The organism is Henriciella sp. AS95 (assembly GCF_038900055.1).
In the GTDB taxonomy this organism is placed as follows: Bacteria; Pseudomonadota; Alphaproteobacteria; order Caulobacterales; family Hyphomonadaceae; genus Henriciella.
Map to the genome: position 1 here is coordinate 662,594 of NZ_JBBMQM010000001.1, position 22,866 is coordinate 685,459.

20 protein-coding genes are annotated in these 22,866 nt (G+C 60.2%); 7 read left to right on the forward strand and 13 right to left on the reverse strand.

What is annotated here, in order from left to right:
• Positions 1 to 5 precede the first annotated feature (5 nt).
• The 3 genes from WNY37_RS03475 to WNY37_RS03485 are packed head-to-tail and all read left to right on the forward strand — an operon-like array spanning position 6 to position 2,431.
• Positions 6 to 710 (forward strand): DUF6498-containing protein, encoded by a 705-nt coding sequence (locus tag WNY37_RS03475; RefSeq protein WP_342972067.1) that lies wholly within the window; start codon positions 6 to 8, stop codon positions 708 to 710.
• A gap of 31 nt (positions 711 to 741) precedes the next feature.
• Complete coding sequence (locus WNY37_RS03480; RefSeq protein WP_342972068.1) at positions 742 to 1,368, forward strand: helix-turn-helix domain-containing protein; 627 nt, start codon at positions 742 to 744, stop codon at positions 1,366 to 1,368.
• Between the two features lie 13 nt (positions 1,369 to 1,381).
• Positions 1,382 to 2,431 carry an alpha/beta hydrolase gene (locus tag WNY37_RS03485; protein ID WP_342972069.1) on the forward strand — a complete coding sequence of 350 codons (1,050 nt, stop codon included), beginning with the start codon at positions 1,382 to 1,384 and terminating at the stop codon, positions 2,429 to 2,431.
• A 105-nt stretch (positions 2,432 to 2,536) separates the two neighbouring features.
• On the opposite strand, the gene WNY37_RS03490 is transcribed toward WNY37_RS03485, so the two are convergent.
• Positions 2,537 to 3,208, reverse strand: coding sequence for an SOS response-associated peptidase (locus tag WNY37_RS03490; RefSeq protein WP_342972070.1), 672 nt, complete (start codon positions 3,206 to 3,208; stop codon positions 2,537 to 2,539).
• Between the two features lie 117 nt (positions 3,209 to 3,325).
• On the opposite strand from WNY37_RS03490, the gene WNY37_RS03495 reads away from it, so the two are divergent.
• Positions 3,326 to 3,964, forward strand: coding sequence for an OmpA family protein (locus tag WNY37_RS03495; protein ID WP_342972071.1), 639 nt, complete (start codon positions 3,326 to 3,328; stop codon positions 3,962 to 3,964).
• Between the two features lie 78 nt (positions 3,965 to 4,042).
• Here WNY37_RS03495 and WNY37_RS03500 read toward each other — a convergent pair whose 3' ends face one another.
• The 7 genes from WNY37_RS03500 to WNY37_RS03530 form a co-directional block, all read right to left on the reverse strand.
• Entirely contained in the window at positions 4,043 to 4,714 is a 672-nt protein-coding gene (locus tag WNY37_RS03500) for a hypothetical protein (protein ID WP_342972072.1), read from the reverse strand.
• A 296-nt stretch (positions 4,715 to 5,010) separates the two neighbouring features.
• Positions 5,011 to 7,242 (reverse strand): 3-hydroxyacyl-CoA dehydrogenase NAD-binding domain-containing protein, encoded by a 2,232-nt coding sequence (locus WNY37_RS03505; RefSeq protein WP_342972073.1) that lies wholly within the window; start codon positions 7,240 to 7,242, stop codon positions 5,011 to 5,013.
• 14 nt (positions 7,243 to 7,256) lie between these two features.
• A complete protein-coding gene (locus tag WNY37_RS03510; protein ID WP_342972074.1) occupies positions 7,257 to 8,462 on the reverse strand; it encodes an acetyl-CoA C-acetyltransferase in 1,206 nt (401 codons plus the stop codon).
• 25 nt (positions 8,463 to 8,487) lie between these two features.
• On the reverse strand, positions 8,488 to 8,673 hold the full coding sequence (locus WNY37_RS03515) for a hypothetical protein (RefSeq protein WP_342972075.1): 186 nt from the start codon (positions 8,671 to 8,673) through the stop codon (positions 8,488 to 8,490).
• Between the two features lie 2 nt (positions 8,674 to 8,675).
• Complete coding sequence (locus WNY37_RS03520) at positions 8,676 to 9,839, reverse strand: acyl-CoA dehydrogenase family protein (protein WP_342972076.1); 1,164 nt, start codon at positions 9,837 to 9,839, stop codon at positions 8,676 to 8,678.
• Between the two features lie 163 nt (positions 9,840 to 10,002).
• Entirely contained in the window at positions 10,003 to 11,784 is a 1,782-nt protein-coding gene (locus WNY37_RS03525; RefSeq protein WP_342972077.1) for an acyl-CoA dehydrogenase C-terminal domain-containing protein, read from the reverse strand.
• 83 nt (positions 11,785 to 11,867) lie between these two features.
• Positions 11,868 to 12,344, reverse strand: a complete 477-nt coding sequence (locus WNY37_RS03530) for a MerR family DNA-binding transcriptional regulator (protein WP_342972078.1) — start codon at positions 12,342 to 12,344, stop codon at positions 11,868 to 11,870.
• 215 nt (positions 12,345 to 12,559) lie between these two features.
• On the opposite strand from WNY37_RS03530, the gene WNY37_RS03535 reads away from it, so the two are divergent.
• Positions 12,560 to 16,189 carry a peptidoglycan-binding protein gene (locus tag WNY37_RS03535; protein ID WP_342972079.1) on the forward strand — a complete coding sequence of 1,210 codons (3,630 nt, stop codon included), beginning with the start codon at positions 12,560 to 12,562 and terminating at the stop codon, positions 16,187 to 16,189.
• 10 nt (positions 16,190 to 16,199) lie between these two features.
• Here WNY37_RS03535 and WNY37_RS03540 read toward each other — a convergent pair whose 3' ends face one another.
• Positions 16,200 to 16,952 carry a hypothetical protein gene (locus WNY37_RS03540; protein ID WP_342972080.1) on the reverse strand — a complete coding sequence of 251 codons (753 nt, stop codon included), beginning with the start codon at positions 16,950 to 16,952 and terminating at the stop codon, positions 16,200 to 16,202.
• A 53-nt stretch (positions 16,953 to 17,005) separates the two neighbouring features.
• Complete coding sequence (locus tag WNY37_RS03545) at positions 17,006 to 18,637, reverse strand: cisplatin damage response ATP-dependent DNA ligase (RefSeq protein WP_342972081.1); 1,632 nt, start codon at positions 18,635 to 18,637, stop codon at positions 17,006 to 17,008.
• Between the two features lie 29 nt (positions 18,638 to 18,666).
• On the opposite strand from WNY37_RS03545, the gene WNY37_RS03550 reads away from it, so the two are divergent.
• Positions 18,667 to 19,107, forward strand: coding sequence for a PaaI family thioesterase (locus WNY37_RS03550; protein WP_342972082.1), 441 nt, complete (start codon positions 18,667 to 18,669; stop codon positions 19,105 to 19,107).
• On the opposite strand, the gene WNY37_RS03555 is transcribed toward WNY37_RS03550, so the two are convergent.
• A complete protein-coding gene (locus WNY37_RS03555; RefSeq protein WP_342972083.1) occupies positions 19,108 to 19,446 on the reverse strand; it encodes a hypothetical protein in 339 nt (112 codons plus the stop codon).
• A gap of 63 nt (positions 19,447 to 19,509) precedes the next feature.
• Positions 19,510 to 20,541: a ligase-associated DNA damage response exonuclease gene (locus WNY37_RS03560; RefSeq protein WP_342972084.1), complete on the reverse strand. Its 1,032-nt coding sequence runs from the start codon at positions 20,539 to 20,541 to the stop codon at positions 19,510 to 19,512.
• Between the two features lie 124 nt (positions 20,542 to 20,665).
• On the opposite strand from WNY37_RS03560, the gene WNY37_RS03565 reads away from it, so the two are divergent.
• On the forward strand, positions 20,666 to 22,138 hold the full coding sequence (locus WNY37_RS03565; RefSeq protein ID WP_342972085.1) for a serine hydrolase: 1,473 nt from the start codon (positions 20,666 to 20,668) through the stop codon (positions 22,136 to 22,138).
• A gap of 6 nt (positions 22,139 to 22,144) precedes the next feature.
• Here WNY37_RS03565 and WNY37_RS03570 read toward each other — a convergent pair whose 3' ends face one another.
• On the reverse strand, positions 22,145 to 22,822 hold the full coding sequence (locus tag WNY37_RS03570; protein WP_342972086.1) for a hypothetical protein: 678 nt from the start codon (positions 22,820 to 22,822) through the stop codon (positions 22,145 to 22,147).
• Between the last annotated feature and the right edge of the window lie 44 nt (positions 22,823 to 22,866).

Sequence of the window (22,866 nt, forward strand, 5' to 3'; positions counted from 1 at the left end):
CGTCCATGCTGAGCTGGCTGGACCCGCAAACCCTGTCGCGCACCTATCGCGACCCGATCGCCTGGGCGATCCTGCTGGTCGACCTCTTCCCGATTTATGCGATTTTTGCCTATGGCTGGGACGCGACCTCGCTGGTCTTCCTGTACTGGCTCGAAAACCTCGTCATTGGAGCGATGACCCTGCTTCGAATGGCAGTGACGACTGTGAATTGGGGGCCATTCGGTCCCACCGTCATGCTCGTCATGGGACCGTTTTTCACCTTTCACTATGGCATGTTCTGCTTTGTGCACGGTGTGTTTCTGGTCGTGATGGCGCAGCTCGGTGCAGGGAGCGAACCACCCTTTCCAACGCCGACTGGTGTGATTGACTATGCCCTGCCTAGCGGCCGCCACATGATCGTCTTCGTCGGCGCCATCATTGGCCTGCAGATGCTTCTTTTCCTGCGGGATTTCCTCGGACGAGGCGAATTTCGTGAGAGCGATCCAATGACTGAGATGGCCAAGCCTTATGGGCGTATTGTCGTCCTTCATATTGGTATTTTTGTTGGCTTCGGCCTGATGCTGGCGCTCGGCCAACCAATGCTTGGCGTGCTTGGCCTGATCGCATTGCGCGCGATGTGGGGCGTCTACCAGACGGTCCTCCGGCGCATCGCGATTGATGAAGAACAGGATGACGCAGCATTTAAAGTTGACGAGGCGTCACGAATTTGATTGCTGACGGTTCAGGCAGAAAGCATCCAGCATGTCGATTTCCAGACCCGCGCAGACCCTCGGCAAGAGAGAGCGCACAAAGGCCGCCAATCGCGATGCGATCCTGAAGGCCGGCCGGCGTGTTTTTGCCCGCCTCGGCGTTGAGGCGACGACGGTGCGCGACATTATCCGCGAAACCGATCTCGCAGCGGGCACTTTCTACAACTACTTCAAGTCCAAGGAAGAAATCTTCCAGGCGATCGCCGATGAAAGCGCCAAGCGGTTTCGGCCCAAGCTGGCGACGGTGCGCCATCGGGCGTCTACGCTGGAGGAGTATATCCGTGCCGCCTACCGCGAATATTTCCAATGGCTCAAGGAAGAGAATGAGGACGATATTCGCGACGGCGCGCCGCACGCGGCCCTGGTCGGCGTGCGCGTCGATACGCCCGAAATGCACGCTGTGTTCGATGAAATCCGCAATGACCTTGAGGCCATTGCCAAGGAGGCGAGAATTGCGCTTTCCGATTCCGAATATTTCACTGCCGCCGCGATAGGCATTGCGCGCGAGCTCGGTGATCATATGCTGACGCGGCGGCCGGTAAACGTTGACGGCGCCACTGAATTTGCGACCCGGTTGCTGCTTGAGGGCGGCGCCTCGCTCGCCCAGGAAACGAATTGAGGGAGACGGCCTGATGAGCCTGCAAGTGAAGATTGCGAAACTCCTGCTGAAACTGCCGGATGGCCTTCTGGTCAAGCTGGCCGGCGGCAAGCCGGTCGAGATCAATGGCCGAAAGCTCGATACCCAGTTCCAGTTTCTCGCGCACGGCGCAAAGTCCCAGCCGCCCTTGACGAGTATGCCGCCTGCAGACGCGCGGGCAGCGTCCGCAGCCGGCCTCGCCATGTTCGCCGATGAACCGGTCAGCGGCGTCACCTGGACGAATGATGAAATCCCGTCCTCCGGGCGTCACAAGATCCCTGTCCGCATCTACCGCCCCGACGACCAGGACCCGAAAGCCCCGGCCATGGTGTTTCTTCACTTCGGCGGCGGCGTCATCGGCGATCTCGACACCTGCCACGTCTTCTGCACGATGATCTCGAAGCGGGCCAGATGCCCCATCGTTTCGGTCGATTACCGGCTGGCCCCGGAACACAAATTCCCGGCCGGGCTTGAAGACTGCATCGATGCCTATGAGTGGACGCTGCGCAATGCCGCCAAGCTCGGTGCGCCCGCAGGCGTGGCGACGATTGGCGGTGACAGTATGGGCGGCAATTTCTCTGCCATCGTGACGCAGGAGATGATGCGTGAACGCAAGCCTTTGCCCTTGCTGCAGCTGCTGATCTATCCGGCCACAGAGATTGAGCAGGAGTTTCCGTCTTACGCCGCGTTTGGCGAGACGTATCCGCTGGATGCCGAAACGATGCGCTGGTTCATGGAGCAGTATCTGCCGGACGGCCAGGACAAGTCGGATGTTCGTATCTCTCCGGCGCAGGAAACCCGGCTTGAGGGCCTGCCGCCTGCGATCATCGTGACAGCCGGTTTTGATCCACTGGTGGACGATGGCGCCGCCTATGCGGAGCTGCTTCGCCGCTCAGACGTCGATGTGACCTATAAATGCTATGATAGCCTCGCGCACGGGTTCACCGCCTTTACAGGCGCTGTCGATGAGGCCCGCAGGGCATGTGAGGAAATCGCTGGAATGGTCGCCAAAGCCTATAGCGGCTTTGAAATTGAAGACGACTGATCAGACCGCGCAGGCGGTCAGGGCCAGAATTCCGACAAAGATAAAGAAGATAGTCCGCATGGGGCTTTCCGGGTTCGTCTTACCGGTTAAACGCGCAAGTCGCGTTTAGGTTTCCTGTGCAAGCTCAGCATAATTATTCCGGACATTTCCAACCGCCGGATCCACAGGCCAGACATGGACGTCCTCTGATGGGAAGGGTTCGAACAGATCGTCCACCTTGCGATTGTCCGTGTCGAGCCAGCGGGCATAGTCGGACTGGTGCAGGATGACGGGCATGCGGTGATGCAGGCCCGCCGTCGCATCGTTCGGCGTCGTTGTCAGGATCGTGAAGCTGTGCAGCTCTGAGCCATCTATGTGTGCCACGTCATACAGCCCTGCAAAGCAGAAATGCCGCCGGTTGCGAAGACCGACGGCGAACGGTGTCTTGGCTCCGGCGCGGCCCGTCCACTCGTAATAGCCGCTGGCGGGCACCAGGCAGCGATGATGCCGGAAGGCCCCGCGAAAGACCGGTTTCTCCGCAACCGTTTCTGACTTCGCATTGAAAGTGGTGAAGGTCTTTTCCTTGAGCGGTTTCTTCCACCAGCTCGGCACAAGCCCCCACATGGCTGGGGCGAGTTCAGCGGTGCCGTCACGCGTCAGGCGAATGATCGGCTGATAGGAGTGGGGCGCCGCATTATAGGTCGGTTCTGGCGGGTCCGTGTCCTCCGGTGGGACAAGGTTGAGCCAGGCCCTGTAATCGGACCACGTCACGCCGTATCTGAAAAAACGTCCACACATCTTATGCCCTATAGCCTGTCTTGCTCACGGTGAAAAAGAGGGAACAAAGCTGTTCAAATTACGTTCAGTTGACTATCCCCAAGGTCCGGGGGTGAATCCAACAGGAGAATTCCCAACATGAAAAAGATTATGATCGGCGTCGCAGCTGGCGCAATGATGCTCACCGCATGTGAAGGCGTAGGCCTTAGCGAACGTCAGGCTTATGGAGCAGGTGGTGGCGCGCTCGCAGGCGCAGCCCTTGGTACGCTCGCAGGTGGTGATGATGGCCGCAACGCTGCAATTGGTGCAGCTATTGGCGCCCTCGCTGGTGGAGCCGTTGGTACTTACATGGACAAGCAGGAGCGCGACCTTCGCGCCCGCACGGCCGGCACTGACATTCAGGTGGCACGTCAGGGCGACCAGATCGCGCTGACCATGCCGTCGAGCGTCACCTTCTCGGTCGACAGCGCGACGCTGAAGCCTGAATTTTACGGCCCGCTGAATGATGTGGCTGCAACGCTGGTCGACTATCCGTCGACCTCTGTTGACGTCGTTGGTCACGCATCGTCCGATGGCCCGGACGATTACAACATGCAGCTCTCCGAGCGCCGTGCGAATTCGGTTTCGAACTATCTGGTGAACCAGGGCGTCCAGCCGGTCCGTATCCGTGCCTATGGCATGGGTGAGACCCAGCCGATCGCCAGCAATGACACCGCAGCAGGCCGCGCCACGAACCGCCGTGTCGAAATCCTGCTGACTCCGGTTACCACCAGCTAGTCTGGACCGGACAACCCAAACGAAAGGCCTCGGCAAGCGCCGGGGCCTTTTTTATTGGGAGGCTGACACTGGGGTGACCTAGCGGGGCCGAGCCTCTCTGCCATCTGAAGCCGTCGATAAGACAGGTCCATCAGGATAGTCCAGAAAGCCGTGAAGGAACCAGTTTTCCATAAGCGCCAACTGGCGCTCAAACTCGTCTGCATCCGGCCTCATACCCGCCAGGGCGGTCCGCATGGCGATACTGTTTGCGGCATCGTAGAGCGCACGCGCGGCGACGCGTGCTGTTGCAAAGTTCTTTGATCCACCCGGCGTTTTCACAATCCGCTCGGCGATGGCATCAATCGCTGGATCGACAAGTTGTTCTATGTACGCTTTCAGAACCGCCGGATTGACCATGCCTTCGCGGATCGAAAACGAATGAGACCGAAGATAGGTGTCGTTGCCCGACAGGTCCTTCACGATCTTGATAAAGCCGGCAATCGATTCCTCAACGGTGCGTTCGGCATATCGCAGCTGCCGGCGCAATGGCTCCGACATGATTCGTAGCCGTTCGATGACCGCAATGATCACGCCATCGCGATCGGAGAAATAGTGATTCAGCGTCGGTTGAGACGTGTCAGCTGCAATTGCCAGCTGCCGCATTGAAGGCAGCGCAACGCCGTCTGACAGGACAAAACTCGTCAGTTTGTCGATCAGATCACTTTTCTTCTTTTCGAAGTCTGGATTTCTTACACCTACTGGGCGAGCCATCAATCTCTTCCGTTCTGGATAGAATTAACCTTACCACAGCAACCTGCGAGAGACTTTTAAGCTTTGCAGAATGTTGCTGTCCTTTTGCAGTTGATCGGTCACTTGGACCACGACCTAAACCGATCGGACCGGCCGTCGACCTTTCGCGCCTTATTTCGGCAGCTCACGTACCGAGAGGCGGAGTTGGTATGTCGAGCTCAGCGGGTCCTGAGCGCCTTGGTTCTGAGGGTTCATGCAAAAAAGCCGGAGCGCGTGGCCCCGGCTTTTCCATTTCACTCTTTGGCGACGTCGCCGGTCTAGGCGGCGACTTTTTCCTTCACACCGCCCGGCGGGAAGCGGTCGTAAAAACCTTCGCCCTTGGCGGCCATGTCTTTCAACAGGGCAGGGACCTTGAAACGGTCGCCATACTGTTCGGCGAGCTTCTCAGCCTCTTCGACAAACGGGCCGACGCCCCAGATCAGGTCGACATAGGAGCAGCATCCGCCGGTATAGGGCGCAAAGCCCCAGGCGAGGATGGAGCCGATGTCGGCGTCGCGTGCATCGGTGATGACGCCTTCCTCAAAGCAGCGAGCCACTTCGATGGCCTGACGTACGAGGAAGCGGTTCTTCAGATGCTGCTTCAGCTCGGGCGGGCATTCGTCCACCTTGACGTCGATCCGGCTGTTGAGGTCGGGCCACAGCCGCTCTGGCTTGCCCTTTTCATTGTAGTCGTAGAAGCCCTTGCCGGCCTTGCGGCCAACCCGGCCCTGGTCCTCAACCAGCCAGGCCATCATCTGGCCAAGCTCGTTCTTGTCGTAATCCATGCCAGAGGCCTGGGCCATCTGGCGGCCGATCTTGAGAGCCGTGTCGAGCCCGACAGAGTCGGAGACTTCCAGCGGCCCCATCGGCATACCGGACTGGCGGCCGACATTCTCGATGATGGCAGGCTTGATGCCTTCAGCCAGCATCTGCATGCCTTCCTGCGTGTACGTGCCGAAGCAGCGCGAGGTGTAGAAGCCGCGGCTGTCATTGACCGAGATCGGCGTCTTGCGAATGGCGAGCACATAGTCGATCGCCTTGGCAAGCGTCTCTTCAGAGGTCTTCTCGCCTGAGATGATCTCAACCAGCCCCATCCGCTCCACAGGGGAGAAGAAGTGGATGCCGATGAAGTTCTCGGGGCGCTTGGACGCCTTGGCGAGACCGGTGATCGGCAGCGTCGAGGTATTGGATCCGAACACCGCATCCTCGCCGAGCACGGCTTCGGCCTGCTCAGTGATCTTGGCTTTCAGTTCCGGGTTCTCGAACACCGCTTCGATGACAAGGTCAGCGCCTTTGAAGTCATCATAATTGTCGGTCGTCGTGATCAGGTCGAGCAGTTTGTCGCCCTTCTCCTTGGTCGACTTGCCGCGAGAGATGTCCTTCTCGACGATCTTGCGGGAATAATCCTTGCCCTTCTCGGCATTCTCTTTCGAGATGTCGACGAGCACGGTCGGAATGCCCGCCTTGGCCTGGACGTAGGCGATACCCGCGCCCATCAGGCCAGCCCCGATCACCGCGATCTTCTTGAACTCGGTTTTCGGATAGCCATCCGGACGGTTACCGCCTTTGGAGAGGGCCTGCGTCGACAGGAAGAGCGAGCGGATCATCGCCTTGGCTTCCGGGCGTGACTGGGTGTTGATGAAGTAGCGCGTCTCGATCCGCAACGCGGCATCGATTGGCACCTGAATGCCCTCATAGACGCAGGAGAGGATGTTGTTCTGGGCCGGATAATTGCCATAGGTCTTGGCCGCCAGCATGGCATTCGCCATGGTCTGGACCTGGCCAGCGCCCGGGCTCTTGTGCGGAACGCCGCCGGGCACCTTGAAGCCTTTCTCGTCCCATGGGGCCTTGGCTGTCGGGTTGGCTTTCACCCAGGCTTTCGCTTTCTCGACAACTTCGGCACCGGGTGCGAGCTCATTAATGACGCCCATGCCCTTGCCGTCTTCGGCGGAAAAGCTCTGGCCCTGCAGGATCAGCGGCAGAGCCGCCTGGACGCCCACGAGGCGCGGCAGGCGCTGCGTGCCGCCAGCACCGGGCAGGAGACCGATCTTGGCTTCCGGCAGACCGAATTGCTGCTTTGGATTGTCGTTGGCCGCAACGCGGTAATGACAGGCGAGTGCCACTTCGAGGCCGCCGCCCAGTGCGAGACCGTTTAGCGCGCAGGCCACCGGCTTGCCGCAGGTTTCCAACTCGCGAAGCGTCTTGTTCAGCGAAAAGCCCTGATCGAACTTCGCTTTCAGCTTCTCGTCTTCGCTCATATCGCCGCCGGAGGAAGCCCCGGCGCGGTCGCCCATCTCACCCAGGTCGGCCCCGGCGCAGAAGCCGGATGGTTTGCCGGATGAAATGACGAGGCCCTTGATGTCGTCATTCTCCGCGACCTCTTTGGAGATCGCGATGATGTCTGCGATGGCTTTGCCCGTCAGCGTGTTCATGCTGCGGCCCGGCACGTCGAACTGCGCGTGCGCGATGCCATCGCCATCAATATCGAATTTGAATGTTTCCAGGTTCATCTTCAGTCTACCTCTTAAACGCGTTCAATGATCGTTGCGGTGCCCATGCCGGCGCCAACGCAAAGCGTGATGAGCGCGGTTTCCTTGTCGGAGCGCTCCAGCTCATCGACCATGGTGCCGAGGATCATGCCGCCGGTTGCGCCGAGCGGATGGCCCATGGCAATCGCGCCGCCATTCACATTGATCTTGTCGTGCGGAATATCGAGCGCCTGCATCATGCGCAGCACCACCGCCGCGAAAGCCTCGTTCAGCTCGTAAATGTCGATATCACCGACATCCATGCCAGCCTTTTTCAACGCCTTTTCGGTCACATAGGACGGGCCGGTCAGCATGATGCCTGGCTCTGAGCCGATGGAGGCCATCGCCTTGATCCGGGCACGCGGCTTCATACCGAGTTTCTCGCCGGCTTCCTTTGAACCGAAGAGAACCGCCGAAGCCCCGTCGACGATGCCGGACGAATTACCGGCATGGTGAACGTGGTTGATGCTCTCAAGTTCAGGATAGCGCTGCTTGATCACCTCGTCGAAGCCCATGCCGCCGAGGCCGATAAAGGATGGGTTGAGCGATGCCAGAGACTGCATCGTCGTGTCCGGACGCATATGCTCGTCATGGTCGAGGATGACAGCGCCCATCTGGTCTTTCACCGGCACGATGGATTTCTTGAAGCGGCCTTCTTCCCAGGCCTTCGCAGCGCGCTGCTGGGATTCGATCGCATAGGCATCGACATCGTCGCGTGAGAACCCCCATTTGGTGGCGATCGTGTCAGCGCCGACACCTTGCGGGGCGAAATAGGTCTTCAGGGCGACTTGCGGGTCGGTCGACCAGGCGCCGCCATCAGCGCCCATCGGGACGCGGGACATGGCTTCGACGCCTCCGCCGATGGCCATGTCGGCTTCACCGACCATGACCTTGGCGGCTGCCATATTGCAGGCCTCAAGGCCCGACGCGCAGAAACGGTTGACCTGAACGCCAGCTGTTTCCTGATCATAGTCTGCGTTGAGGGCGGCCACACGGGCGATATCTGCGCCCTGTTCGCCAACCGGTGAGACGCAGCCGAGAATGACATCGTCCACATAGGAGGTGTCCAGCTCGTTGCGGTCGCGAATGGCTTGGAGGGTCTGCGTCGCCAGCGACAGCGATGTGATTTCGTGCAGAGAGCCTGAGCTCTTGCCCTTGCCGCGCGGCGTGCGCACGGCGTCGTAAATATAAGCTTCAGTCATTTCGGGGGCTCCTTTCGGGGGAAGTTCATAGATCGATATTCTTGTGTAGGCGCAGGACGATTGCACCGATGACAATTGAGCCGAGACCTAACAGGGCAGGGACATAACCATCGGCTCCCGGCGTCTCAGGCAGGCCAAATTCAACATAGGCGCCGAGCGCCACAGCGATGATGCCGAGAATGATGGAGGCGATGCCGAGCCACTTCGTCACGTCTACATCGTCCTCGCGATCAGCATTTTCATCACTTCGTTCGCGCCGCCATAAATCCGCTGGACGCGGGCGTCGGCATACATCTGGCCAATCGGATATTCATCCATATAGCCATAGCCACCATGCAGCTGCAGACACTCGTCCACGATCTTGCACTGCAGATCGCTGATCCAGTATTTTGACATGGAGGCCGTCGCTGCATCGAGCTTGCCTTGCAGCAGAAGCTCGGTGCAGTGATCGGCGAAGACTTTCGCCACGGTCGCTTCGGTCTTGGCTTCGGCGAGCTTGAACTGCGTGTTCTGAAAGTCCCAGATCGTGCCGCCAAACGCCTTGCGCTGTTTGACGTATTCGGTGGTTTCCTTGATCGCTCGCTCGATCATGCCAACGCCCTGCAGGCCGATCACATGGCGCTCCTGCGGGAGTTTCTGCATCAGCTGGACGAAGCCCTGGCCTTCCTCGACACCGAGGAGGTTTGAAGTGGGGACACGCACATCATTGAAGAACAGCTCAGACGTATCGGCCGCTTTCTGGCCGATCTTGTCGAGGTTGCGGCCGCGCTCAAAACCTTCGACCTCGTCGGTCTCGACAACGATCAGCGAGATCCCTTTCGCGCCCTTTGTCGGGTCGGTCTTGGCGACAACGACGACGAGGTTTGCGGTCTGGCCGTTTGAGATGAAGGTTTTCGACCCGTTGATGACGTAGTGATTGCCGTCCTTCTTCGCGGTGGTTTTCACCGCCTGGAGGTCGGAGCCTGTGCCCGGTTCGGTCATCGCGATAGCGGTCACCAGATCGCCGGATGCCATTTTCGGCAGCCATTTCTTCTTCTGCTCTTCTGAGCCGAAGGCCTCGATATAGGGCGCAATGATGGCGTTGTGCAGCGTGATGCCGAAGCCGTCGATGCCTTTCCATTGCTGCTGTTCGATGATCACGGCCTCATGGCGGAAATCACCTCCAGCGCCGCCATATTCGTCAGAAATCGATGCGCAGAGCAGGCCCGCCTCACCGGCTTTCTTCCAGGTTTCGCGGGGCACGTAGCCCTGCTTGCGCCACTCTTCCACATGCGGCGCGCATTCGCGCTCGAAGAATTGACCGACGGCGTCCGAAAAGATCGAGATTTCCTCATCCTGGCGCCAATTCGAGGGGGCGACGTTCAACACGTCTTGCATAGACTTCTCCAAATTTGTCCGTGATCGGACGGCAATTGCCGTTTACGTTCACGTCAACATATATGGCTCACACGATTGTGGCGCGAGCCCTCACGTAACGTCATAGTGCGGCACCAATCTCAGCCCGTTCAGGCGCTGGTCCGAACGGGTGAAACCGCCCGGCCTAGAAGCGCTCTGCGTCGAGCGCCATAAGGGGTTCAGCGCCAGTTTTCAGCTTGGCGAGGTGCGCGCTCGTTTCCGGCAGAACACGGCTCATATAATACCGCGCCGTGGTCAGCTTGTCGTCATAGAACGGGTCAGACCCCTGTTTCTCAAGTGACGTCTTCGCCATCAATGCCCACATATAGGCGAGCGCGGTCAGTCCGAAGAGCTGCAGATAGTCGGTGGACGCTGCCCCGGCATTATTGAAGTCGCTCATGCCGTTCTGCATCAGCCAGGTCGTGCCTTCCTGAAGCTCGGCTTTCGCCTTTTTCAGGCCTTCGACGAAGGGCGCCATGTCGTCATCACCTTCATGCTCGCCGATGAAGTCATCCATCTCGGCAAAGAAGGTGAAGATCGCCCGGCCACCATTGGCGGCCAGTTTGCGGCCGACAAGGTCGAGCGCCTGGATGCCGTTTGTGCCTTCATAAATGAGCGTGATGCGCACATCACGGACGAACTGCTCGACGCCCTGTTCTTGCGTGAAGCCTGTGCCGCCATGCAGCTGCAGCGCGTCATTACAGGCTTTCAGGCCACGGTCAGTCAGGAAAGCTTTCACCACCGGCGTCATCAGCGCCATGTAGTCGCCGGCCTTCTCCTGGACTTTCTCGTCCGGGGATTTGTGGAGAAGGTCGCCGTGCAGCGCCGTCCAGTAGGTGAACATCCGGCCGCCTTCGATGAAGGCTTTGGTGTCCATCAGCATGCGGCGCACATCGGGATGAACGATGATCGGGTCAGCTGGCTGTTCCGGCGCTTTTGGGCCAGAGAGCGCCCGGCCTTGCAGGCGCTCGCGGGCAAAATCTGCCGCATTCTGGTAGGCCACTTCGGCCTGAGACAGTCCCTGCAGGCCAACGCCGAGGCGCGCTTCATTCATCATCACGAACATGGTGCGCATGCCCTTATGCTCATCACCAACGAGCCAGCCCGTCGCCCCGTCATAGTTCATGACGCAGGTCGCATTGCCGTGAATGCCCATCTTCTCTTCAAGCCCGCCGCATGAGACCGCATTGCGTGTCCCGGGCGTGCCGTCTTCATTGAGGATGTGCTTTGGCACTACGAAGAGCGAAATGCCCTTGATGCCGTCGGGGGCGCCTTCGATGCGGGCGAGGACAAGATGAATGATATTGTCTGTCAGGTCCTGCTCACCGCCGGAAATCCAGATCTTCTGGCCAGTGATCTTGTAGCTGCCATCGTCTTGCGGGACAGCCTTTGTCTTGATGAGGCCGAGATCAGTGCCGCATTGTGGCTCGGTGAGGTTCATCGTGCCGGCCCATTCGCCGGAGGCCATTTTCGGCCCGTACGTCGCCTTCTGCTCGTCCGAACCACCGGCCATCAGCGCTTCATAAGCGCCAGATGTGAGGCCGGGATACATGCCGAACGCCATATTGGCGGACGACACCATTTCGCTCATCGCGATCGCAAGTAGATGCGGCAAGCCCTGTCCGCCATGGCTTTCGCGCTTGGACAGCAGCGGCCAGCCATTCTCGACAAATTGCTGATAGGCATCTGGAAACCCGTCGGGCGTCTTGACCGACGCATCATCGGCGCGCACGCATCCCTGCTCGTCGCCCACCTTGTTCAGAGGGAAGAGGACTTCCTTTGCAAACTTGCCGCCTTCTTCCAGGATCTGGTCGATAATGTCTGGCGATGCGTCGGCAAAGCCTTCGAGATTGGAATAGTTCTGCAGCGACAGGACATCATGAAAAATGAACTGCATGTCGCGGACGGGGGCATCATAGCGCGGCATTTTTTGTTTCCTTGAATTGGGAAAAGGCCCCGGATCATTTTCAGATCCGGTAGCCTGTTATCTGTTTAGAATTTCAGTCCGGATCAGGCGTCATCAAGCTGTTTGCGGGCGACCGCATCATAGGCGGCGACGCTGTCAGCATGATCGTCCGACGGGCCAATCTTGGCGAGGTCTTCCTCAAGCCAGTCGATCCCCTTGCGCAATTCGACGAGGGCAACCTCGATATCTTCGCGCTGGCTTTCGAATTCGCGGACCTGGTTGCGGAACTTTTCGAGCGTCTTGCGCTTCTGGGCGCGCTCATTGTCACCGAGGCCGTAGAGGTCGAGAATCTCGCGGATATCGGCAAGCGGCAGGCCAAGGCGTTTCATCCGCACAATGATCGTCACACGGGCGCGGTCACGATGCGAGTAGACGCGGGTCATGCCGTCCCGTGCAGGGTGAAGCATGTCCTTGTCTTCATAGAAACGGAGGGCGCGAGGCGTGATGCCGAATTCGCGGGCGAGTTCCGAGATCGAATATGTACGGCTCTCGGAAATGGAGAGTGAAGCTGTGTCTGGCATGCCGGAAATATGTATTCCCTTTACGCGAACGTCAACTGACTTGTCATTCACCTTTGCGAAATTGCGCAGACGTTTTCAGACACTGAATAAATTCGCACCGCCTGTTTACCTTTTTAACCAGCTTTTAATACGACGCGCCCCATCCATGAAAAGATTCTGGTGGCATGGGGCATTCCTGCAGAGCTTTTCCGCCGGAAAGTTGATGGAGTAATCGTATGAGCAATTACGGACCCTGGAGTGTGAAGGGTATCGACCAGCGCGCGCGCGACGCAGCGCGGGATGCCGCTCGCGAAGAAGGTCTGACGATTGGCGAATACATCAACCGAATGCTGCTGGAAGTCGGCGAGGAGGACACGCCTTCTGCTCGTGATCGTGGCACGCCGCGTTATCCGCGCGCCGTTGAAACCAGTGATCACCGCGAAGACGATCAGGGCCCGTCCCGTGGTGCTTTCGACCGCCTGATCGCCCGGCTTGAAGCTGTTGAGGCCCGCTCGACCCTCGCGCTCACCGGCATCGACCAGTCTCTGGTCGGACTGGTCACACGCCTTAACCGCACCGACGCCAAGACCGACGATGTCGTCGAGAATGTCGAATCCACCCTGCAGGACCTGCGCGAGACTTATGATGCGCTGCAGACCAAAATCAAAACCATCGAGGAAGACGACCGCAGCGACCGGAATCTGGAAACGCTGAAGTCACTTGAGCAGGCTGTTGGTCAGCTCGCCTCCCACATCTACGACGAGAATACGCGCCGCCAGGACGAGACCGCTTCTGTGCGCGCCCGCGTCGAGACCGGTATCGAAGACCTCAATGACCGCGTTGCCGGCGTCGAGACTAAAATCGATTCGACCCTGTCGGAAGCAGCCCAGAAAGTAGAGCGCAAGGTCGAGCAGGCCGAGCTGCGCGCTGAAGGCACTGCAAAACACCTCTCCGAACGGTTCTCCGAGCTGGAGACCGGCGTGTCTTCACGTCTCGCCCGTATCGACCAGTTCAATGATCGCATCGGCGCGGTTGAAGGCGATGTCGCCGGCGCATTGTCTTCCATCGAGTCGGTAATGACGCGCATGCAGGAACGCCTGCACCGGGCTGAGACCATGACGAACTCGGCGATGACGACGCTGGAACAGACCTTTGAAAACCTCGACAAGCGTATTGAGACCATCGCCGAGCAGGCATCGCCCGAAAAGGCGGCCGAGCTGCGGCAGCAATTTGAATCACGCTTTGATGGCCTGGCCGAGGAGCTGCGCTCCACCATTGAGGGCACGCGCCAGGAGCTGGCCCGCGAGATCGAGCAGGCCGCGGCCGCCGGTGCTTCGCCAGACGCACTGAAGTCCATCGAGGACTCGATCGGGTCGCTTGATAAGCGTGTAACAACCGGCGAAGAGCGCTCAAGCCGCGCGCTGGAAAGCATGACCGAACAGATGGGCCGGATCTCATCTGCCTTCGATGCCCGTATCCGCGACGTTGAAGCGCGCGATGCCTCCGAAGCCGTCACCGAAGTGCGCCGCGACGTTGAAGCGCTGTCGAACGAAGTCTCCCAGCGCCTGGAAGACTTCAGCCAGCATAATGATGATGTCATTGACCGGATCACCGGCCAGATGAAATCGCTCGCTGACCAGTTCGATCAGCGTGTCGATGACAGCGAGACCCGCAGCGCGTCAGCCATCGAACAGGTGGGCGAACAGGTTGCCAGCGTCGCGCAACGTCTGCAGGCACGTCAGGACAAAGCTTTTACCGAGCTCAAGCAAACGCTCGAAAGCGCTCGCAAGCAGCAGGACATGCGCCTATCTGATGCCCTGACCGGCGTGTCGGACCGTATCGAACAGATGCAGTCGCAGCAGTCTTCCGCGCTTTCACCGGTGCAGAAGGCAATTGCCTCGCTCGCGACACGGCTGGAATCCCTCGAGGATTTCACGACCCCACCGCACGCGGAAAAGCCGGCGGCGCAGTCCTATGATTTTGAAGAGCCCGCTGCCGCGCCCGAGCCAACGCCACCGCCTGCGCCATCGTTCGACGCCGAGGACGAAGCCAGCGACTGGCTGACCGAAGAGGTCGATTTCGATCCTGACGAACCTGAAGTCGGCGATCTGGAAGAATTGACCGCAGCCCTGGATGCCGCGCCTGCCGAAGAGCCAAAGCCCGAAGACGACGATGACGAGTTCCTCGCCGGATTGCCCGAGCTCGATGATCTGGACGACCTCATCGAGGACGAAGCGTCCCCGCCCATGGATGAAGCCTTCCCAGCCATGGATGACGACGTCTTCGCTGATGAGCCAGCGCCGTTTGAGGCTGCCCAGGAGAGCGAAGAGGACGATCCGCTTTCTGCACTGGTCGATTGGGATGACGGGCGCGATGAGACCCGCGACAGCGACATTTTTGGCGAAGAGCACGACTTTGACCTGAGTGATGCCGACGGAGAAACCTCCGAGGCATTCGCTGAGGCCGCTCTGCCGACCCAGACAGGAGAACAGGACGAGGCTGAATTCCAGGTGGCTCTGGACGAGGAAGATGAGCCGCTCGATTATCTCTCACGGGCGCGCCAGGCGGCCATGGCAGCGAATGAAAGCAGCTCACGCAGAAACGGGCGCAACAGCGCCGCCGCAATTGCCCCTGCCAAGAAGAAGTCGAACAAGGTGCCCCTCATCGCGGCGGTCTCCGTTGTTGCATTGGCGACCGCGACCGCAGGGACGCTCATCACCCTGCGCGGCCTGCAGAACGACCCCGGCAAGCCGACTGTCGCAACACAGGGCATGACGGTTGCGCCGGCTGAAACGGCGGTCGAAGAGCCCGTCGCCGATGATATTGCCCCTGTGGAGGCGCCGCTTAGCGAGGCTGACGCCGCTGCGGTTGAAGACGAATTGTTCGATGACGCAGCCGAAGCGGTCCCCGTCGGCATGACCGAGCCATCTCCCCCGCTGGTCGAACCTGAAACGGAGACGGCGGCAGTCGCGCCTGTCGAAGAAACCCCGGTTGCAGAGCCGGAGCCTGAGCCTGAGCCCCAGATAGATTTTGCTGCCCTGCCAACCATTCCAGACACGCCGACGCTGGAATCGGCGGCGGCTGATGGAAATGCGGTCGCGCAGCTGATCCTCGGCGAGCAGCGCCTTGAAGCCGGCGACTATACCGGTGGTCCAACCCTGGTCCGCCGCGCCGCTGAAGACGGCCAGCCGGCAGCCCAGTACCGTCTCGCAAAGCTTCATGAAAAGGGCCTCGGCGTGCCGCGTGACCTCGCCATGGCGCGTCAATGGACCGAGCGCGCGGCGGAAGGCGGAAACGTCAAGGCCATGCATGACCTCGCTGTCTACTATGCTGAGGGCGACGGCGGCTCACAAAGCTATGCCGCCGCAGCCGAATGGTTCCGCAAGGCCGCTGATTATGGCCTCACCGACAGCCAGTATAACCTCGCCGTTCTATACGAAGCAGGGCTTGGCATCTCTCCGAGCAAGTCTGAAGCGCTGTACTGGTACGAAGTCGCCGCCCGTCAGGGTGACGAAGGCGCACCAGACAAGATTGAAGAGCTGCGTTCGATCCTGTCACTGGAAGTCGCCCAGCAGGCGCAACGCCGCGCCGCAGCCTGGTCGCCGGCCGAGCCCGAAGCCTTGGCAAACGGCCGTTTCACGAGCCAGGCATGGCAGGTCAGCTCGGTGGAGCAGGTATCCGCCATCCAGACGGTCCTTGCTGCGCTTGGCTATCAGCCCGGCCCTGCCGACGGCATCATGGGCGCCGGTACAATTGCCGCCATTACCAATTACAAGGCCGAGAACGGTCTCGAAGCAGACGGCACGATCACGCCGCAGCTTGTGAAGAGCCTCAACGACACGGTCGAAGCGTCGATCCAGAGTTAAGGGGCTTCACTTACTGGAACGCTGGTCTCGGCTCAGTCCGCAGACGGCGCCAGAGGATATAGAGGCCGGCGATCGCTGCCGCGATAGCAAGCAGGTGCGTGCCGGTGCGCAGCCAGTTATTGAGCACGACCCCTGTCAGCCCCCATGAAAAGGCGACATAGAACCACCAGCCCCGGCTGACATAACGGGCAAAGGCCCAGGCGAGGATCGCGGCCGGCACAAGCGCCGCCCAAAGCGAAATCCAGACCTGATCGGTTTCCTGCAGCCCCCGCAAGTCGCGCACAAGGCCTGGGACCGAAATCGAAATAGCGACGGCAATCCATCCCGACAGCAGCCCCGTCAGCAGCGCGGCCAGGAACCGTCGGCCTGTCCCGTCCCAGCCGCCCATCCGGTGCAGCCGGAACGCGCTTTCCCAGGCAAAGACCAGGATCGGCATGAGCAGGAGAAAGTTCACCCAGTCATTGCCGAAAAACTGAGCGCTGAGCATCCAGACAACATTCCCCGCGCCAGCAATCAGCAGCGGCGGTGTCAGGCGCTGCTCCAGATAGGTCGGTTTGAACACGGCCAGCAAGGCAAAGACCAGATAGGCAAGAAAGATCACGCTCCAGATCGAGAAGAAGATGCCGAGCGGAATTTCCGGTGGAATACCTTCCCCCGTCGCACGGCGTCCGACCGTCTCGCCCAGCCCGAAGAGCGGCAGGAGCGGCGCCGTCCATTGAAGGATGGCCGTGATCAGGAGCGGGAGAGCGTAGGATCGTTGCATGCGCGCTTCCTGTAGCCTGTTTGTGCCCGACTGAAAACTCGCATCAGCAATCGTCACGACACAGCCGGCGGCAACAGCTTTTCGAGCGCGTCCAGCGTATCGGCCTCTGCTGCGGGCTTGTCCCAGCGGATCCGGTTGATGCGCGGAAAGCGCATGGCGATGCCGGATTTGTGGCGCGGGCTTCGCTGCAGGCCCTCAAAGGCGACTTCAAGCACCAGCCCTTTTTCTTCGCTCGCCGTGACCGACCGGACAGGCCCGAACCGGTCGATCGTGTTTTCCCGAACGAACTTGTCGAGGTCTTTCAACTCCTCATCGGTAAAGCCGAAATAGGCCTTTCCGACGGGCGTGATCTCGCGGCCGTTCTCGCCCTCGCGCCAGACGCCGAAGGTGAAGTCGGAATAGAAGCTTGAGCGCCGTCCATGACCCCGCTGTGCGTACATCATCACCGCATCGACCAGGAATGGATCGCGCTTCCATTTATACCATGGACCGGTTGGCCGCCCGGCAACATAGACACTGTCCCAGCGCTTGAGCATCAGGCCTTCGATCTCCGGGGCTGGCGGGTTGTTACGCGCCTCTTCGAGCTTTTCGAGGGTCGTGACGGGCACAAGCGGAGAGAGATCAAACCGGTCGCCGCCGTGGCGTTTGATGAAAGCTTCGAGCCGCTCACGCCTGTCCCTGAAGCTTAGCGGTCGCAAATCCACATCGCCATCGACCAGCAAATCATAGGCGCGGATCATGGCCGGGCGCGCGTCCATCTGTTTCTTGCTGACCGTCTTGCGATTGAGGCGCTGCTGAAGCTCGTTGAACGGCGCGACGCCGCCATCCGGGGCGCGGATCAGCAGTTCGCCATCGATCGCCGCTTCGAAATCCATCGCCGCCAGCACATCCGGAAAGGTGTGCGAGATATCATCGCCCGTGCGTGTATAGAGACGGCGCGTACCGTTCTCGCTGACGGCCTGGACGCGGATGCCGTCATACTTCCACTCTGCAGCAAACACATCAGGATCAATCAGGGCCGGATCGACGGCATCCGGGTCATCGCGCTTGTCCTTGGTCACCAGCGGATGCGCCAGCATCACAGGCCGGTACGGCGCATCAATGTCAGGCGAGGGCTTGTCGGCGTTGCCTTCCAGCCAGTCGAACAGGCTTTCATAAGGCGGCTCCAGCCCGTGCCAGATTTCCTCGATCTCTGCCGGGTCGACGCCGCCCATTTCGGCGAGCGCGAGCTTGGTCAGACGCGCCGAAACACCGATGCGCAGGCCCCCTGTCACCATCTTCAGAAGTGCCCAGCGCTGGCGCGGGTCGAGCATGTCGAGATATCCGGCAACCAGCCGCTCCCCTTGGGCTCGCGTGGCGCCGCGCAGCGCCTCGACCACATCATCAATCGGCGGCACCCGGTTCGCGCCCCGCTGGCCCGGCCACATCAGGCTGACGGTTTCGGCCAGATCACCGACATAGTCATAGGACATGCGGAACAATTCCGGGTCGGTGCGTTCGGTGATGAGCTTGCGGATCGTGCCGCCCTTGACGCCCGGCAGCTCCAGTTCTCCAGCCAGAACGGCCAGCGCCCAGCCTCTTGCCGGATTTACTTCACTGGTGAAGTAATTTACAAGATGGGCGATCTTCCCATTGCGAGAAGGCGTGAGGATCAAGCGTTCAAGAAGGTCGGAAAAGGCCTGCATGCACGAATAGATAGGTGGGAGGGCGAACAATGACAGACATGGAAATCCCGGCAGGGTTTGCGCCGCATTTCAAAAAGTCTGGTTTCACAGACCCATGGGAGCCGCTTTACTCAAAGCGCGCCGATCGAAAGCTCCTGATGGGCCTGCATGTCGCCAAAGCCCACTGCAATTCGCGCGGCTTCGCCCATGGCGGTCTCATCGCCGCCTTGGCGGACAATTCCATGGGGCTCAGCACTGGCGAAGTCCTGAAAGCCGAAAACCGTACCGACATTGCTGGTCTCGTCACGGTTAGCCTGAACACTGATTTCATCGGTTCTGCCCGGATCGGCCAGTGGCTGGAAGTCGATACGCATTTCGTGAAGACAGGCGGTTCGATCTGCTTCACCGACGCGCTTGTCACGGCGGACGGCGATGTGGTGGCGCGCGCCAATGCAACCTTCAAGATCCTCAAGGCCCGCAAAGCGGCCTGACTACTGCACCTTGGTGAACCCTGTCACAATCATCTCACCGTCTTCATCCTCGCCGATGATGACGTCATAGATCGCTCGCGCCTCAGGCGAACCTGTCATTTCGACATGCACCTCGTAGACACTTGGCTGGATGCTGCGCCGGCGTGCGGTCGCAATATCGACCAGCGCGCGGGACGGATGGCGGGTGTAGACTTCGTTGAGCGCAAGATCTTCCGCCGCCTTCGCCGTTGTGGCGGCGTTGCTGGCGGTTAACAGCGTTGGCTTGGCTTTCGAACAATTAGACCCCTGACAGGCCGCGAGCGCCAGGACCGTCAGACTCAACAAGATTGCATGTTTCATGTGTTTCTCCGCCCTTGGGCCGGCCAGATCATGCACCTGAAACGCGAATTTTCCTAATGACGTCTAATCCAGATTCTCATCTTCATAGCCAACCAGCCGTAGCGGCCGCGCCTTGCGTCCTTCCAGCTCGGCCCAGCGTACCAGCGCGTCTTCGCGGCCATGCGTGATCCAGAGCTCTTCGGGGTCAACTTCGCGCACGGTTTCAGTCAGCTCGTCCCAGTCGGCATGATCGGAGATGATCAGCGGCAGCTCGACGCCTGATTGCTTTGCCCGCTGGCGAACGCCCATCCAGCCGCTGGCGAAACAGGGCAGGGGGTCGGGAAAGCGCCGGCCCCATTTGTCATGGAAGGAGGAGGGCGGGCCGAGCACGATCTTGCCGCGAAACCGCTCCTGCGCGCCGCGGTCCTTTGCCTCCAGCGTCGCCGTTTCCAGAGGCCCAAGCACAACGCCATGATCCTCATAAAGCGTGCAGAGCTTTTCCAGCGCGCCATGAATGTACAGCGTGTCCTGATATCCGGCCTCCCGGATCAGCTTGATCACGCGCTGCGCCTTGCCGAGCGCATAGACCCCGACAAGGTGCGTGCGTTCCGGGAAGGCTGCGACGCTGTCCAGCAGCTTGGCGATCTCGCCCGCATCATCTGGGTGTTTGAACACAGGCAGGCCGAACGTTGCTTCGGAGATGAAGACATGTGTGCCTTCTACCGGTTCGAACTGGCGGCAGGTTGGGTCGCGCCGGCGCTTATAGTCGCCCGTGCACACCATGCGCAGGCCCTTCCATTCGACGACGACCTGCGCGGAGCCAAGCACATGCCCGGCCGGTGACATCCACACAGTGACACCATTTATCTCGACCGTTTCGCCGTATTCGATGGCCTGGGTCGTCTTCGCAAAAGCCTCGCCATAGCGCGCCGCCATGATGGCCAGCGTTTCGGGCGTGGCGAGCACCGATCCATGTCCCGCGCGCGCATGGTCGGCATGGCCATGTGTGACGACGGCCCGGTCCACTGCGCCTCGCACCGGGTCGATATAGAAATCACCGGGCGGACAATAGAGCCCCTTTGGCGTCGGGCAGAGAAGGAGGTCCGGACGGATCATGCGCTTAATATAGGTCTCAGACTTGCGCCCTGTAGTCGCCCCTCTGCACTGCCATGTTTCTGCCTTTTCATCATGGGAAACAGGTGAGCGTTAAAACATCCGATCTGAATGGAGCCTTTCGATCATGAGACGACTGATTGCGCCTGTCATGGCTGCAGCCCTGCTCACCCCCGCCCTCGCCAATGCGCAGGAGGGCGGCGACACCGAGATCATGCAGAACGCATTGGCCGCCGGCTACAAGGCGCTGTTCACCTGCTCGGCAACCTTCACCGCCGGCAAGTCTCTCAATGAGATCGAATTCAACGAGCTCGACGGCATCTATGTCGATTATCGCAAGCCCATGCGCTCTACGTCGGAGCCAAGCATCAATGACCGCAACCGCACCGTCGCCGTGCGCTATGAGCGCGGAGAGCCGCCACGCATTGCGGTGTGGCGCGACGGGCTTGGCTGTTCACTCTTGCCGATTGGCGCCGATCCGAGCGCAGAAGACTGGCTGCCGCGCTTTGGCGGTCCGGTGCCGCGTCAGGCCAGCGATGTCTCAACGGCCCTTGGCTCAGACGTCCGCCTGGTCGATTCCACTTTCTACAATGTCCGCCTCGAAGCGCCGGTGAACTTTGCCTTTGACGGCAACACCTATGGCCGCGGCAACCGCACCAGCGCTGTCGTCATCGTCAAGGACGGACAGGTCATGGCCGAGCGCTATGGCCGAGGCATTGATGCTGAGACGCCGCAGCGCACATGGTCTGTCGCAAAGTCTCTCACCGCGACGATCATCGGCGCGGCGCTAGAGCAGGGCATGATGGATCTGGACTATCCCGCGCTTGTCGAGAACTGGACTGCTGGCGGTGACCCGCGCCGCAACATCACGCTGCGCGATGCCCTCCAGATGGCGACCGGTCTTGATTCCGGCGTCACCGGCAGCCGTACGGACCGCACCTATTTCGGCGGCGCGCGTGTCGTCGATACCGCACTCACCAATCCGCTCGAAGTCACGCCGGGCGAACGCTTCAAGTACTCGAACTATGACACGCTGGCCGCCATGCGGGGCCTGCGCGAGACGATCAAGGATGACCAGCGTTACTGGCGTTTCCCGTACGAAGCGCTGCTGCACAAGATCGGCGCGCTCAACACGACGCTTGAAACCGACTGGGGCGGTGATTTTGTCTCATCAAGCCAGGTCTGGATGACCGCGCGCGACATGGCCCGCCTGGGGCAGCTTTACGTCCAGGACGGTTATTGGGCCGGCGAGCGCATCCTGCCGCAGGGCTTTGTCGAGTTCGTTTCGACCCCCGGCTCGGCCCAGCCTGACCGCAGCGACCCAGCCTCTTTCGGCTATGGCGCCAGCTTCTGGCTGATGGACCGCTTCCCCGGCATACCAAGTGATACCTATGCCGGCATCGGTAATCGCGGTCAGTACATGGTGATCGTCCCGTCGCTTGATGTTGTGATCGTGCGCCGCGGCTTTGATGTTGCCGGGCAGGACGGCTTCGACATTGTCGCCTTCACACGCGACGTGCTGTCGAGCATCGACATGGCGACCTCTGATATTCTGTCGGCCCGCACCGCCGCTTCCGATCTCGAACGTCAGGACAATTAGGTTCGATCAGGGGCGCGTCACAGGCTCAAGCAGCTTTGTGATGCGTCTCGAGACCGTCTGATCGAAGCTCTGCATCATGGCCGAGCCGGACACTTTCATCTGCATGTCCTGCAAATAAGTCCGACCATCCGGCGTCCGCGCGCACGACACATCCAGCGTGAAGGTCTCGATCTTTGCGACAATTGACGGCTTGTAGGGCTTTGGCAGTGACATCTGCATCGACAGCACCTGCCCATCCTCCTTGCTAAGCACAGCGCTCGCCGTCATGCGCTTCATGACCTTCCGCTCCATTCCGTCTGCGTCGGCATCCGCCAGCGGCGTGAAGGCATATCGAACGCCGTCTTCAGTTTCGCCGCTCCGCTTGGCGTCATCTGGAATCTGCGCCGCGAAATCGTCGCAGAAAATGTCTCCGTCGACGCCTTCATCCATCGACTCGATCATCTCGCGGAAATCCTCGTCCCATTCGCTCTCATCCGGGCTGTAAACACTGATCCGGCTGCCTTCCGGCTGACCGGGATCGATCTTTCCGACCGTGCGTACGTCGCCATCAAAGTAATCCACCTCGTAGGCATAGAGCGGCCCGTCGGCATCTGTAGACGCGCGGGCCTTCTGCAGGAGAGGGTCGGCAGATGCTGGGATTGCGCAGACAAGGGTGAGGGCGGCAGGTGCGATGAGGGCGCGCATAGAGGCTCCGATGGTTTTGCGGACATTTGAGGGCCGCTCGCCTG

What these genes read in the sequence shown, in the direction of transcription:
- WNY37_RS03475 (WP_342972067.1), top strand. Translation starts at nt 6, where the DNA reads ATGCTGAGCTGGCTGGACCCGCAAACCCTGTCGCGCACCTATCGCGAC.
- WNY37_RS03565 (WP_342972085.1), top strand. Translation starts at nt 20,666, where the DNA reads ATGAGACGACTGATTGCGCCTGTCATGGCTGCAGCCCTGCTCACCCCC.
- WNY37_RS03560 (WP_342972084.1), bottom strand. Translation starts at nt 20,541, where the DNA reads ATGATCCGTCCGGACCTCCTTCTCTGCCCGACGCCAAAGGGGCTCTAT.
- WNY37_RS03510 (WP_342972074.1), bottom strand. Translation starts at nt 8,462, where the DNA reads ATGACTGAAGCTTATATTTACGACGCCGTGCGCACGCCGCGCGGCAAG.
- WNY37_RS03480 (WP_342972068.1), top strand. Translation starts at nt 742, where the DNA reads ATGTCGATTTCCAGACCCGCGCAGACCCTCGGCAAGAGAGAGCGCACA.
- WNY37_RS03495 (WP_342972071.1), top strand. Translation starts at nt 3,326, where the DNA reads ATGAAAAAGATTATGATCGGCGTCGCAGCTGGCGCAATGATGCTCACC.
- WNY37_RS03500 (WP_342972072.1), bottom strand. Translation starts at nt 4,714, where the DNA reads ATGGCTCGCCCAGTAGGTGTAAGAAATCCAGACTTCGAAAAGAAGAAA.
- WNY37_RS03485 (WP_342972069.1), top strand. Translation starts at nt 1,382, where the DNA reads ATGAGCCTGCAAGTGAAGATTGCGAAACTCCTGCTGAAACTGCCGGAT.
- WNY37_RS03555 (WP_342972083.1), bottom strand. Translation starts at nt 19,446, where the DNA reads ATGAAACATGCAATCTTGTTGAGTCTGACGGTCCTGGCGCTCGCGGCC.
- WNY37_RS03530 (WP_342972078.1), bottom strand. Translation starts at nt 12,344, where the DNA reads ATGCCAGACACAGCTTCACTCTCCATTTCCGAGAGCCGTACATATTCG.
- WNY37_RS03550 (WP_342972082.1), top strand. Translation starts at nt 18,667, where the DNA reads ATGACAGACATGGAAATCCCGGCAGGGTTTGCGCCGCATTTCAAAAAG.
- WNY37_RS03540 (WP_342972080.1), bottom strand. Translation starts at nt 16,952, where the DNA reads ATGCAACGATCCTACGCTCTCCCGCTCCTGATCACGGCCATCCTTCAA.
- WNY37_RS03535 (WP_342972079.1), top strand. Translation starts at nt 12,560, where the DNA reads ATGAGCAATTACGGACCCTGGAGTGTGAAGGGTATCGACCAGCGCGCG.
- WNY37_RS03520 (WP_342972076.1), bottom strand. Translation starts at nt 9,839, where the DNA reads ATGCAAGACGTGTTGAACGTCGCCCCCTCGAATTGGCGCCAGGATGAG.
- WNY37_RS03545 (WP_342972081.1), bottom strand. Translation starts at nt 18,637, where the DNA reads ATGCAGGCCTTTTCCGACCTTCTTGAACGCTTGATCCTCACGCCTTCT.
- WNY37_RS03525 (WP_342972077.1), bottom strand. Translation starts at nt 11,784, where the DNA reads ATGCCGCGCTATGATGCCCCCGTCCGCGACATGCAGTTCATTTTTCAT.
- WNY37_RS03505 (WP_342972073.1), bottom strand. Translation starts at nt 7,242, where the DNA reads ATGAACCTGGAAACATTCAAATTCGATATTGATGGCGATGGCATCGCG.
- WNY37_RS03570 (WP_342972086.1), bottom strand. Translation starts at nt 22,822, where the DNA reads ATGCGCGCCCTCATCGCACCTGCCGCCCTCACCCTTGTCTGCGCAATC.
- WNY37_RS03490 (WP_342972070.1), bottom strand. Translation starts at nt 3,208, where the DNA reads ATGTGTGGACGTTTTTTCAGATACGGCGTGACGTGGTCCGATTACAGG.